General features: G+C 67.3%; 11 protein-coding genes. 6 read left to right on the forward strand and 5 right to left on the reverse strand.

What is annotated here, in order from left to right; all coding sequences use genetic code 11:
- The first annotated feature begins 29 nt into the window (after positions 1-29).
- Positions 30-557, forward strand: a complete 528-nt coding sequence (locus V2W30_RS40075) for a hypothetical protein (RefSeq protein ID WP_338704092.1) — start codon at positions 30-32, stop codon at positions 555-557.
- Between the two features lie 36 nt (positions 558-593).
- On the opposite strand, the gene V2W30_RS40080 is transcribed toward V2W30_RS40075, so the two are convergent.
- Positions 594-1,421, reverse strand: coding sequence for a hypothetical protein (locus tag V2W30_RS40080; RefSeq protein ID WP_338704093.1), 828 nt, complete (start codon positions 1,419-1,421; stop codon positions 594-596).
- 163 nt (positions 1,422-1,584) lie between these two features.
- The gene (locus V2W30_RS41785; RefSeq protein ID WP_425244739.1) at positions 1,585-2,193 is read right to left on the reverse strand and encodes a recombinase family protein; all 609 of its coding nucleotides are present in this window, start codon (positions 2,191-2,193) and stop codon (positions 1,585-1,587) included.
- Between the two features lie 432 nt (positions 2,194-2,625).
- Here V2W30_RS41785 and V2W30_RS40090 point away from each other — a divergent pair, with 432 nt between their 5' ends.
- From V2W30_RS40090 to V2W30_RS40100, 3 genes are read left to right on the forward strand one after another with little or no spacing between them, the layout of a single operon-like run.
- On the forward strand, positions 2,626-3,624 hold the full coding sequence (locus tag V2W30_RS40090) for a bifunctional DNA primase/polymerase (protein ID WP_338704395.1): 999 nt from the start codon (positions 2,626-2,628) through the stop codon (positions 3,622-3,624).
- A complete protein-coding gene (locus tag V2W30_RS40095; protein WP_425244730.1) occupies positions 3,621-5,132 on the forward strand; it encodes a DNA primase family protein in 1,512 nt (503 codons plus the stop codon). Before V2W30_RS40090 ends, V2W30_RS40095 begins: the two co-directional genes overlap by 4 nt.
- Positions 5,129-5,533 (forward strand): DUF6009 family protein, encoded by a 405-nt coding sequence (locus V2W30_RS40100; protein WP_338704096.1) that lies wholly within the window; start codon positions 5,129-5,131, stop codon positions 5,531-5,533. The genes V2W30_RS40095 and V2W30_RS40100 overlap by 4 nt, the downstream gene beginning before the upstream one ends.
- A gap of 1,499 nt (positions 5,534-7,032) precedes the next feature.
- Here the strand turns inward: V2W30_RS40100 and V2W30_RS40105 are convergent.
- The gene (locus tag V2W30_RS40105) at positions 7,033-7,989 is read right to left on the reverse strand and encodes a ribosome-inactivating family protein (protein ID WP_338704097.1); all 957 of its coding nucleotides are present in this window, start codon (positions 7,987-7,989) and stop codon (positions 7,033-7,035) included.
- 322 nt (positions 7,990-8,311) lie between these two features.
- Between V2W30_RS40105 and V2W30_RS40110 the strand changes: the two genes are divergently transcribed.
- Entirely contained in the window at positions 8,312-8,554 is a 243-nt protein-coding gene (locus V2W30_RS40110; RefSeq protein ID WP_338704099.1) for a hypothetical protein, read from the forward strand.
- A gap of 476 nt (positions 8,555-9,030) precedes the next feature.
- Here V2W30_RS40110 and V2W30_RS40115 read toward each other — a convergent pair whose 3' ends face one another.
- Positions 9,031-9,927: an SDR family NAD(P)-dependent oxidoreductase gene (locus V2W30_RS40115; RefSeq protein ID WP_338704102.1), complete on the reverse strand. Its 897-nt coding sequence runs from the start codon at positions 9,925-9,927 to the stop codon at positions 9,031-9,033.
- Between the two features lie 529 nt (positions 9,928-10,456).
- On the opposite strand from V2W30_RS40115, the gene V2W30_RS40120 reads away from it, so the two are divergent.
- Positions 10,457-11,320: an isocitrate lyase/PEP mutase family protein gene (locus V2W30_RS40120; protein ID WP_338704104.1), complete on the forward strand. Its 864-nt coding sequence runs from the start codon at positions 10,457-10,459 to the stop codon at positions 11,318-11,320.
- A gap of 281 nt (positions 11,321-11,601) precedes the next feature.
- Here V2W30_RS40120 and V2W30_RS40125 read toward each other — a convergent pair whose 3' ends face one another.
- Positions 11,602-12,402, reverse strand: coding sequence for an SDR family NAD(P)-dependent oxidoreductase (locus V2W30_RS40125; protein ID WP_338704105.1), 801 nt, complete (start codon positions 12,400-12,402; stop codon positions 11,602-11,604).
- Positions 12,403-12,472 lie beyond the last annotated feature (70 nt).

Here is a 12,472-nt window from a genome sequence, read left to right on the forward strand (position 1 = left end):
GTCGCAGCTCCGTTTGTCAGCGTGCTCTCATGCTCCGCCGCCTCTGCCTCACTCTCACCGCACTCGCCCTGTCCACCGGCTGCGTCGCCCTCCCCCAGCACACCCCGCACACCAGCGTGCGCACGCCCAACCACCCCGCACCCGCCGCCGAGTCCGTCACACACCAGCCCGCACCGGAATTCCCGCCCCAGCCCCCGGCACGCGAGACCCTCACCCGCCCCGACCCCGAAAAGCACCCCCACCACCGGCCCCGCCACGAGGACGAGGCCAACCACAAGCCCGAGCACCCGCCCGCCAACTCCGCTCCCCAGCAGCCTCGTTCGCATCCACCCCGACACGACCACCCACGGCCCGCACCGCCACACCCACAGCCCCACCACACCCGAAAGCCTGCGGCGCAGCAGCCGGCCCCGGCGCCACGCCGCCACCAGCCCCCCACACCGCGACGGGCGGCACGCCCCCACCCCACCTACCGGATGAGCGACCTGTGCGACGCCGCCGGCCGCACCGGCCTCGACCCCGCCTGGAAGTCGATGTGCAGCAACGCCTACGGCTGAGCCCAGGCCAGCCGCCCGGCAGAGGAGGCCACTGGTTCAGGGAAGGCTCTGAACCGCGTCACGCAGGGGGGCGACCAGATCCGTGTAGTGCCCCCGCTCGGCGCACTGGAGCAACTCGGCGGCGACGACCAACTGCGCGACGCGCCCCGCCTCCCCGCCGAGCAGATCGGCGAACTCCCGTCGCACGCGGTCGACGGTGACCGGGGCGAGCAGGCAGTGCGCCCATAGCACTGCCGCGTCGTACCCCGCCAGAGCCATCCCGTGCGCCTCCCAGTCCAGGATCACCGGGGTCCCGGTGGTCAGGTTCGCCGGGTGCAGGTCCGCGTGCGCGCACGTCCACGAAGTGACCTGCGGGGCGGGGCGACCGGTGTACCGGGGGACGGCACAGTCGATCCACTCCTGTCGTACCGCCTGGCGGTCGGTCGCGGTCGCCGCGATGGTGTCCAGGTCGCGGCGCAGCGACGTCCACCACATGTCGGTCAGCTCCAGCTCCCGGTACACGACCGGAGTCGGTGAGCAGGCCGGTTCGGCGACGTACTCGCTCAACTCGGCGCGCAGGCCCATCCCCTCGCGGAACGCGTCGTGCACAGCGAGCAGCCGGGGCTTGGTGACCTTGCCGTCGAAGCGTGCGGCATCAACCGCGCCCTCCCACAGACGGTCGCCGGAATCGGCTTTGACCTGCGGCAGGGCCAGCAGGCGCAGCCAGCCCGGAGTCGCACCCCGGTGCTCGACACGGCTGGAGAGGGTGCGGCCGTCGACACCCCACCGGGGCGTGCCGGGCAGACACACGGGTAGGTGGCGGGCGGCGTCTGAGAGCGCTCTGTTCATCCGCTCGGCGACGGCGCGGTCAGGGGGCGAGGACATCGCAGGCCTTTCTCAGCAGGCGCGCATCGATGGGGTCGGCGGCCAGGACCTCGAGCGCGTCCGTCCAGTGTGACGGTGTCGAGGCGGAGCGCAGGACGGTTTCCAGGCCGGGGCAGGAAGCGACCGCGGCGAGGCATGCCTGCGCCCGGCTGAGTGACACCCATCATCTGGCGCATGGCGGTGCGCATCGGGTCTTCCGGGTCCTCGGGTCTTCCGGGTCCTCGGGTCTTCCGGTTCGTCGGGTCTTCCGGTTCGTCGGGTCTTCCGGTTCGTCGGGCAGGAGCTCGCCCTGGTCGGCCATGAAGGCGCGGCCGCCGTGTTTCCAGGTCTGAGCGAGCGCGGCCTCCTGGACGACGAGTTCGCGGGCGAGCCGGTCGAGGTTCGGGGCGACGATCCCGTCGGCCTTCTTGTCCTCGATCCAGGAGAGGGCGGCGCCCAACTCCGGGCGCTCGTCGCCGGCGACCGTGCCGGAGACCGCCTTCTCGATGAACAGCTTCACGAGCCGGTGGCCGTGCTCGCGGCACCAGCGCCGCACGATCTGGTCCTGGTCCTCCAGGCCGAACCCCTCGAGCTGACTGCCTGCCCCTGACCACAGACTCCGTCTTGCAGTACGACAGCGTCGTACTGCATTTCCTTCTCGGGTATCCGACGTCCGCAGTGGCCACGGCCATCGGCGACCACCCCGCCAAGATCGAGTCCTTGGTGCGGGCCTGGCAGCCCGGAAGGTGAGCAGCGTCGGCAGGGCAGGCCCTCGATTGCCTGTTGAAAGGATCCATCCTCACGTCGGATGCCACGGGCGCACGGGCGCACGGGCGCCCTCCGCCCGGCTCCCGCTTGGCGACCCGAGCGGGCACTGCGGGCGCGCCGCCTTGCACGCAGCCGCAATTGCGGGAAAGAGTCGCTTCAGTCGCTCGTATCTCGCCGCCCACCCATGCAGCGACTCAAGCGACCCACACTCCTACCTGCGACCGAAAAATCACTCAGGTCACGGCCAAGTCGCCTGAAGCAGCCGCCGAGAAGCGTTAGCCTGTGCGCGCAACACATTTGGATGTTGAGTCGCTTCGGTCGCTGGAAAGGTCGTCACATGCTGGATGAGCTGGGATTTCCCCCCAGTTACTCAGTAGCTGACGCAGCGACCGAGCGCCCCGGCTCGACGCTGCAGACGGCGCTGGCCTGCGCCGCGCGCGGCTGGCCCGTCCTCCCCCTGGCCCCCGGGCGGAAGACTCCAGCGGCCAACTGTGCGCGCTGCCAGGGCTCCGCCCACTCCCCCGCCACGTGCGACTGCATCACTGACGGTCGCTGGTGCCACGGCTTTCACGCAGCGACCGACGACCCCGACCGCATCCGCGGGTGGTGGCGAGCTCAGCCCCGCTTCGACGTTGGCGTGGCCTGCGGCGCGGCCGGCCTCCTGGTCCTCGACGTCGACGCCCACGAGACCCCGCTGCCCGAGCGTGAGCGGCTGCTGCCCGGCATCACCATCGGCGCGCACGTACGCCTCGACGGCCTGCGGCATGGATTCCACAGCCTGGCCCTGCTCGCCGCGCTGCGCCAGGAAGCCGACCCCGTCCACGACACCAGCACCCTGCGGGTGCGCACCCCCAGCGGCGGACTGCACGTGTGGTACCAGACTCGGCCCGGCCACACCTGGGCGTGCTCGACGGGATCCAGCCCGCGGCGAGCCCTGGCATGGCAGGTGGACATCCGTGCACACGGCGGCTACATCGTCGCACCCAACACGGTGACCTCCAGCGGCCGTTACGAAGTTTTGCCGGGGAGTCCCGCCCCGGCGCCGCTGCCCGGCTGGCTGGAGACCGAGCTGATCCGCACCGGCCACCAGAGCGTCGCCGTGCCGCGCCAGAGCACGGGGCACCCCACACCGTTCCGGGCCCGTCAGGCCGTCATCGCCGCGGGAGCCGGCCGGGACAGCGCTACCCGCATCCTGGCGGCCGCGCTCACCACGGTCGCCGACTGCCGGGCCACGCCCGAGGGGGCCTCCTTCACTGAGAAGCTCAACCGGGCTGCCTTCACGACGGGCGGCCTCGTCGCCGCCGGGCACCTGGACCAACACGCCGCCGAGACTGTGCTCCTGGAGGCCGCCGAACATGCCCGCCCCGGCCAGCAGCACCGCTGTGCCTCCGTCATCCGTGCCGGCCTCGCGGCAGGCATGCGACGCCCCCTCGTCCTGAAAGACGACCGCCCGTGAACCACAACTACCCCGGCGAGGGGCTGTTCGACCCGGCGGCCATCGCCCAGCAGATCCTCAACCCGCCCGCCCTGCCCGCCCAGACCCAGGCCGCCACCGCGCCTGCCACCGCAGGCGCCACCTCCCGCGGGCTGCTGCCCGATTCGCTGAGCGATCGCGGCAACGCCAAGCTGTTCGTGCACCTCTACGGCCGCGACTTCCGACACGTCCCGGGTCTGGGCTGGTATCGCTGGTCCGGGTTCCGCTGGGAACTCGACGAGGACGACGCGGTCCTGTGGGCGGCCGGCGAAATGGCCGAGGCCCTCGCTGAAGAGGACCCGAGCGGGCGCCACTCCTCGACCGTGCTGCGCCGCCATCGCCGCCGTGCACTGTCGACGTCCGGTATGAAGGCCATGCTCATGCAGGCCAAAGCGGCGCCCGGCATGGTGCTCAACGCCGCCCTGCTCGATGCCGACCCCTATGCCCTGTGCACCCCCAACGGCGTGGTCGACCTGCGCACCGGCATGCTGCAGAGCCCCGACCCGGAAAAGCATCTGCACTCGCGCTCCACTGCGCTCGCCCCGCGCGCCATGAAAGCCCCCCGCTGGCAGCACTTCCTCCAGGACACGTTCGGCGAGGACACCGACGGCCAGGAAATGATCAACTTCCTGCACCTGCTGCTCGGTTACTCCATCACCGGGGATGTCGGCGGGCAGATCATGCCGTTCCTGTACGGACAGGGAAAGAACGGCAAGAGCGTGCTCCTCGATGTCATGGTGAAGCTGCTCGGCGACTACGCCGATGCCGCACCTCCCGGGTTCCTCATGGCCAAACCGTTCGAGGGCCACCCCACCGACCTGGCAGAGCTACACGGCCGGCGCATCATCGTCTGCTCCGAACTCAAGCCCGGCGACCGCTTCGATGAGGCCCGCGTCAAACTCCTGACCGGCGGCGACCGCATCAAGGCCCGGCGGATGCGCCAGGACTTCTTCTCCTTCACCCCCACGCACAAGCTGTGGCTGCTGGGCAACCACCGCCCCGAAGTGAACACCGGCGGCTACGCGTTCTGGCGGAGAATGAAGCTGATCCCCTTTGAACGGGTCGTTGCCGACCACCGCAAGGTCGACAACCTCGCCGACGTCTTGGTCACCGAAGAAGGCCCGGGCATCCTGCACTGGCTGATCACCGGAGCCAGGCGCTACCTCAACGGCGAGAAAGACCTCACCGGGCCGCAGCGGGTGCGCACCGCGACCACCGCGTATGCAGAGACCGAGGACCACACCGGCCGGTTCCTCACCGAATGCTGCACGCTGGATCCCGCCATGCGGGCAGAGCAGGCCCAGCTCTACGCGTCCTATAAGCAGTGGTGCTCCCTGGAGGGCGCCAACCCGGTCTCGTCCAGGGCGTTCGCGGCCCGGGTACGGGAGACTGTCGGCCTCTCTTCCCCCAAAGAAATGATCTTGTCCAACCAGCGCAAGTACTATCCGGGTATCGGGCTGAACGCTGAGGCGGAGGAAGCAACAGCATGAGCTCCCTGATCGAACCCAGCCAGATCGCTCACGAACAAGACCTGGTCTGGCTCGAGGACATCGACGCCCTCGACTACGTCCGCCAGAGCCTGGACCGGCTGCCCACCCGCCGCGGTAAACCCGCCTACCACCGCGACGGACGTATGGTCGGCTACGCGACGCTCTCTCAAGAAGCACGTGCATCGCGCGCCTCAGGCACCTTCCTGCGCCGCGTCTTCTGGCTCCTCCCTCACGACCGCGACCAGCAGCCGGACGGCCTTTACGCCTCGGCCGCCCCTTCCGAGGCCGTCGATCCCCGCACCCTCAGCGCCAGCACCAAGGGCTACAAGACCGAGCGGTCCGAGGGCGGGCCCCCCTCCGACGCCATGCGGGAACTCGGCATAGAGCTACCCAAGAGCTAGAGCCTGCTGCGCAGCGACTGAACCGCACTGTCCAGCGAGCTCTGCACCGGCGTTCTGAGGGCAGCTACTGACGATCCAGCGACGGATTCGCTTCAGTAGCTGCCCTCAGTCTTTGAAAGAAACCGCAGGTCAAAGCCACGATGAGCCTACAGAAGCGACCCGAGCGACTCAAGCTTGGAACTATGAGCACAGACAAGTAGTGCGCGTGCGTTTCATAGATAGGAAAGTTCAGTCGCTTCAGTCGCTGTTAGTGCGTGTCAGACCCATCTGAACTGGGCTTTTCCCCTGAACCGACGGAGCGACCGAAGGTGGAGGAGAGCCGTCCTGAGTCGAGAACGTGAACCGCCACCGCGCTCCTCCGCCCAGATCAAGGCTGCCCTCCCCAAGCCGTACTGCTGGCACTACCCATCCTTGAAAGCAGCTCCCCCAACGCCCCCGAGCGCGCTGAGGCGACAGGTCCCCGCGCAGCAACTTGGCATCGACGAAAGTCCGCTTACCGATCCTGTGCCCGGGGACATTGGAGCTTCTGGAAGAGGTGTTCAAGGCGTGGAATTCCCGCGCTGCGCAGCGCGGCTGGGAGCAGGCGCAGCATGATGCGTTTCCTCAGGTTGGCCGCATCAGCGCTGGGCGGTCCTGGCTCAGGCCTGGGTCGATGAACAGCGGCCGCTCGCAGGGGTCGCACGTGTTCAGGCTTGAGGTCGCCGTAGAGCGAAACGCGTAGGCGTTTTGCAGCGCGGACAGGCGCGCCTGGCGCAGACGGCCTGCCGCGGCGCGCAGCCCGGCGAACGCCTCGATCCGGATGGAGTGCGGGAAAACGGACGACGCCGAGCCGCTCCTGATAGGTCTGGCCGCTGACGCTGGTGGACTTGCGCACGAGGGGGAGGCGATGCTGTACCCCGGTACACGCCCGATCGTGCCGTGCTCGCCGGGCCACTTATTCGTTTGGCCGCATCCGTGACCGCAGGGGTCACCAGCGCCGAGCCGCGCTGCGGAACCGCGAGGGGCCACTAAAAACGCTCACTCTGCGGCCGTCCGCACCATCAAGCGACGCGCCTACCCCACGTACTCGGCAACGGCGGCGAACACCCCTGGTGTTCGCCGCCGTTGCCGTCAAATACTGCCGTCAGACGCTGAAGCGGCCCCACCGAATGGGCCCGGTGAGGCCGCTTCAGAGCCACGTTTTAGGGACTCCGCCGCCGGATTAGTAGTATCAAAGCTCGGAGCGAGCCGCAGAGAGCTCAATTTCCCCGGTCGAATATTCGCACAAGACCTTCAACGCCAGGCCTCCGCCATTTCCCTATGGCCAGCGGTCGCCAGCCGGCCTGCCGGCTGGCTGGCGCTCTGTGCCTGCTCGCGAACTGTCACGGCCCTCACCCTGATGACCGGTGCCGCACACCGTAACCCGGGCCGCTGGCACCAGCCATCTCCAAATGCGCACCAGGCCCGCAACGCGGCCCCATGCATGCACAAATAAGTCCGCAGCTCTAGGGAATAGGGATTCAGAGCTCTGTGTGCCACCAGTCGCCGACGGCATTGACCTGCGAGGGGTCACCTATGACCATCCGGACACGCGAGTTTAGTTGCGAACTGCTGGAAATTGTCCCAGCGTTAGGGCCCACGTAGACCGGCGCAGGATTACGCCCAGCCTGCAGATTTCGGGCATAATTGGAAAGTTGCGACCAGTCATTTTCCAATTCTTGCTGCCTCAACGGAAGCGACGGGTAGTAGGTGCTCGAGTTACGCATGATGTCAACCATGACTCCGTACACGTCCCAGAATCGCACAGCCTCTGACGTGTACTGGATCAGGAATAGCAGAGAGGTCGCTGTACTGCTACCGTCGCCACCGTATTGCAGCTGATAGGCGTGGTTGTACAGCAGACTGTAAGAGAAGGGCAGGTTCGCTCTCGAGTACCCGTTCGCATGCTGCACAATGTCGTTGTAGTGGGACGTGAAGCTCAGCGTGCGGACCTGCCCAAGCGGAGGCAGCAAGCCGCCATCAGGACCACGACTGAGATTCTCCATGACCTCGCCGAGGTTGTAATCGGAGTCAGCGAACTGCCACGTATCACCGTTGTGGGTGGTAAAGCCACGCAGGTAAAGGTTGTTCGGCGTGAACCACAGGCGCAGCTCCTCGCCATTAAAGTTCAAATCCGCACGGATTAGCGAGTCACCTCTGCCGGCTGTTTGAGTGGCGGCTATCCCGTTCCACCAGTAGTGCCCTGCAGCGTTTTGCAGGCTTGAAATGAACCCGCCGTACTGACTGGCTGGCGTATTACCAGTTCCGGTCAAGCTGTACCAGACGTGCGAGATCCTTCCTTCCGGCGTGTCTGCCTTCGCGGGGCTGACTCCCGTAAAAAGAGCCACGAGAGTGACAGCAAAGACACTGAGCGCAGAAAGAAGGCTTACACGTCTATGTCGCCCCTGGCTCCGCAGGGCGAATCCCTCAGAAGACATTGAATACTCCTCCAGGCTGATGAGTCAATGGGAGTAGTGTCCAGGTGCATACATCGTGGGCACTCTCACCAGAATCGCCTGAGATGACCACACAGGCATCGGTCAAATGACTGAACGTTCTCAGTGCGGCCAGGCCCAGTGAAACTCTGTCTGTTGCGTACGTCTCCCCCCCCTGGCGGGCCATGAAGACAAGGAGTGTTAACGGTGTTGGAGACCTCCTGGTACCGCAAGGGCCGGATGGACGAGTCCGAGTTCCGCTCGGTCACCGACCAATTGGCCCAGTCCGGTCTGACCGTCGAGTACCCGGGGCTGGGGAGCTCACGTGTTGCAGGGTGCGCCCGAGGCGCTACGTGACACCTACGAGGAGGAGCGGCTCCCGATCGCAGCCGACGTGCTGAACCTGTCCTTTGAACTCATCGCCAAGCGCGTTCGAGGCGCGGTGCCGGGTGAAGGGCAGGGCTCCGACACGCTACAGCTCAAGGTGCGCTATCCCGTCAGTTCACTCAACGGATCCGCTCGCAGCGAGCACGCCCATCTTCAGGCCGGCGACCGCGCACCGGATTAACTGGCGTATATGCCGGACGGAGCAGCCGCACGGCTCTTCGACCTCTTCCGCGGGACACACCACCGTACTGGCCTTCGGTGCACAGAATTCGAAGGTCGCGAACGCGCACGTCCACCGCTTTCCGGAACACCTCAAGCCCGCCACTCTGCTCCCGGCCGAGGCGTCCACCGCCGATGCCGCGCCCTCCCACTTCACCGACCACGAGGACCGGGGCACACCAGGACTACGGCGCCGACGGCGACACCTTGTTTGTCATCCAGCCGGACGGTTACGTCGCCCTGCGCGGCACCGACCCGGACCAGATCGACGTCCTTGCTATCTTCGCCGCTTCCTCCCCGCATTGGACACCAGCCGTTGTCGGTGACCCCGGGGCGGCCGGGCACGCCCAGGCCAGCCGGGGTCCTGGTGGAAGCGGTTGCCGAGTGCGAAGCGGGGTCCAACGACGAACCGGGTGCGCGACGGTGACAAGGGGAACGTCACAATATGTGAGGGGCCTTGCTGCCGGCGGCGAGCACGGTCCGGGGCAGTAGGTCGACGAGTTCGTCGTACGACCACGGACCGTCCTGCTCGTCCCGGAAGATCGTCCGTGTCTCGACGGGGTGGCTGTAGATGCCGATCTTGCCTCCACCGGCCCGGAAGACGCAGCCCGTTACTTCGGCTGCCGCGTCGGAGGCCAGGTAGACGACGATCGGTGCGACCAGATCTGCGTCGGCCCGTGCTTCCTTGGCCTTTGCCCGGCGCGCGCTCATGGCACCTGAGGCAACCAGCGCGGCATCACGCTGCTGAGCGTCCGCAGTCATCCTCGTCAGGGCGAACGGCGCGAGGGCGTTGACCGTGATGCCGTCGCCGTTGAGTTCCCACGCCAGCTCGTAGGTCAAGCTCACGACGCCGCCCTTGGAGGACGCGTACTCGGCGTTGCCGATCGGCGCCGCCCACTGGTTGGAGCAGGTGTTGAGGATGCGACCACCGCCGTGCTCCCGCATTACCGGGATCGCGCTGCGGCACATCGCGAAGGTGCCTTTGAAGTTGGTGTCGATGGTCAGGTCGAAGTCCTCCTCCGTCACCTCTTCGATCTTGTGCTGCCGCACGATCGCCGCGTTGTTGACCAGAATGTCGAGCCGTCCGAACTGCTCGACAGCGGTCGCGACCACGCGGCCGGCGCCCTCCCAGTCCGCCACAGATTCGTAGCTGGCCACCGCTTCGCCACCCTGGGCGCGGATGAACTCGACCACCTCGTCGGCCGGGCCCTGGGCGGCCCCGTGGCCGTCAGCGCGTACACCGACATCGTTGACGACGACCTTCGCCCCGGCGGCCGCGAGCGCGATCGCCTCGCCCCGGCCGATGCCACGTCCGGCACCGGTCACGATGGCCACGCGGCCGTCCAGGGGTCCTCGTTCCGTCATGACTTCCTCCTTGCACGAGATGATGGTTCGCGCGCTCTTCGAAGGCTTCAGCGCGCAGCGCCTGGGGTCAGCGCGGTGTTGCACGCGCCGATGAGCGTGAACCGGTCCGCCGACCGAGGCGGTCGCCTCTGGTGCGCCGGGGGGATCGGGAGCAGAGTCTCGGTGGGCTGCCGGGTGTTCGGCAACGGTCCGCGGTAGATGACGGGCCGGCTCTGCGTTCCACGAGAACTGATATGCCGTCAGCAGTCTGCCACGGCGCCGACCGAGGCGGTCACGAAGTTCGCTCGGGATATGTGTGTCGCGGCAGCGACGTGGGTTTCGGCGGGAGGGCCTCGATGAGTCACGTCACTTTTCACACGTTCAGTGTAGTCAAGTAAACACAACAAGTCTACAGTTGCATACATGACGGGTCGCAAGTCTCTGCGAATGACCGTCCACTCAGCAGGTGTGTGTTCGGCGGTGCGTCGGACTGCCCGTACGAGAAGGATGTGAGTGTGAGATGGACAGCCTGGCACGTGCGGCGTTCCGCAGGCGTGTGGAGAACGAGGGTCCCCTGATGATCCCGCACTGCCCGGACGCGCTGACTGCCCGCCTGTGTGAGGAACTGGGCTTCGACGGTGGATACCTCGGTGGAGGTGGTATCGGTCTGTCCCTCGCCGTCTCCGAGGCGCTGCTGACGACGACGGAACTGGCCCAGACGGCGGCGGCCATCCGCCGGCGTTCGACGCTGCCCCTGGTGGTGGACGGCGGAGTCGGTTTCGGTGACGCCGTGCATGTGACCCGCATGGTGTGGGATCTGGAGTCCGCCGGTGTCCATGCCATCGAGCTGGAGGACCAGGTGGCGCCCAAACGGGCCAGCCATCACCGCCATGTGGAGCATCTGGTGCCAGTCGAGGTGATGTCGGGGAAGATCAAGGCCGCGGTGACGGCCCGCCAGGACCCGGACCTGCTGCTCATCGCCCGCACCGGTGCGGTCCAGAACGAGAGCTTCGATGCGGCCATCGAGCGCTGCGAGGCGTACTTCGCCGCGGGCGCCGACGCCGTCATGCTGCTCCCGGAGAGCGCCGAGCAGAGGGCTGCCGCACCGCGGCGCCTGTCCGGCCCCGTGGCTTTGCTGACGTCGTTCGACCTGCACACACCGCGGCAGTGGGAAGAATTCGGGTACTCACTGGTGATCGACCCGGTCACCGGGCAGACTGCCGCTTTCAGCGCGTTGCGGGACGCCTACCGGCAACAGCGGTCTGGACGGCTGAGTGGCCGACCCGCGGCCGAGGTCTTCGCCCTCTTCGAGCAGATGCAGGATCTCGCCGGGTTCGAGGACCTGTACAACATTGAGCGCGCCACGACAGAGCCGGGCACCTGAGGTGCCCGGCGGGTGAACGGCAAAGGTGCCCGATGAGAGTGACCGGCCGAGGTGGTCCTGGTTGGGGTGGCGGAGGGGGTTTGCGGTGGGGCGAACCCCGGATCACGGCCGCCCCCACCGGCGGGCCGCACAGGAGGCAAGGACCGCGCGCGGTGTATAGGGGCTGCGAACCAGGCTTCTGATACCTCGGACGAGGAGCATCGCGAAAGGGGAAGCACGGAGCACCGGTGCGGGTGCCGTTCGGCGTTCGCACCGGTGTCGGTCGTGCGGGAGTGTGCGGTTCAGAAGGCGGAGCGAATGAGACCGCCGTCCACACGGATCGTGGCTCCGCTGATGTACTGCGCGTACTCGCTGCACAGGTAGGCGACGGCGCCGGCGATCTCGTCGGGGTTGCCGAAGCGCTCTTGGTCATTGGGGATCAGAGCGTTGACCGCGTTGGGCTGGATCTCTTCCCATGTGTTGCCCCAGCCACGGGCCGGACCGATCTCCGTGACGAGTTCCTTGGTGGCCTCGACGAGGATGGCCCCCGGGGAGACGACGTTGGAGGTGACCCCGGTGCCCTTGAGTTCGCGGGCGAGGGACACGGTCAGGTTGTGGCGAGCCGCGAGGGTGGCGTTGTACTGCGGGTGGGTGTTCATCGGCTGGGAGGCGAGGCCGCCGCCAATGGTGATGACGCGGCCCCAGCCGCGTTCACGCATCGCCGGCACGAGGTGCTGGATCATACGGACGCCGGAAACAACGTTGATGTTGTAGGTGTCGCGCCACTCGTCCGGTGTCGCCTCGGCCCAGGACAGGTGCCGGTAGAAGCCCGCGTTGTTGACGAGGATGTCGACGGGGCCGTCAGCAGAGGCGGCGCGGGCGACCTCCGCGGCAACCGCATCGTCCGCCAGGTCGCCGAAGACCGTGGTCGCGGTGCCACCCGCGTCACGAATGTCCTGCGCGACCTTCTCGGTACGGTCCTTGTCGCGGCCGTGGACCACGACCGCCGCGCCCTCGGCTGCCAGCAGCTTGGCGGTGGCCTCACCCAGTCCGGCGCTCGAACCGGTGATGAGCGCGCGCCGTCCGTTCAGATTCAGCTCCATGGTTCTGTTCCCTCTCTCAGGCTTCACCGTGTCGGGGTGACCGGGAAGCATCTGCCACTAAGTATACGCC

This window comes from Streptomyces sp. Q6 (assembly GCF_036967205.1).
GTDB classification, from domain to species: Bacteria; Actinomycetota; Actinomycetes; order Streptomycetales; family Streptomycetaceae; genus Streptomyces; species Streptomyces citrinus.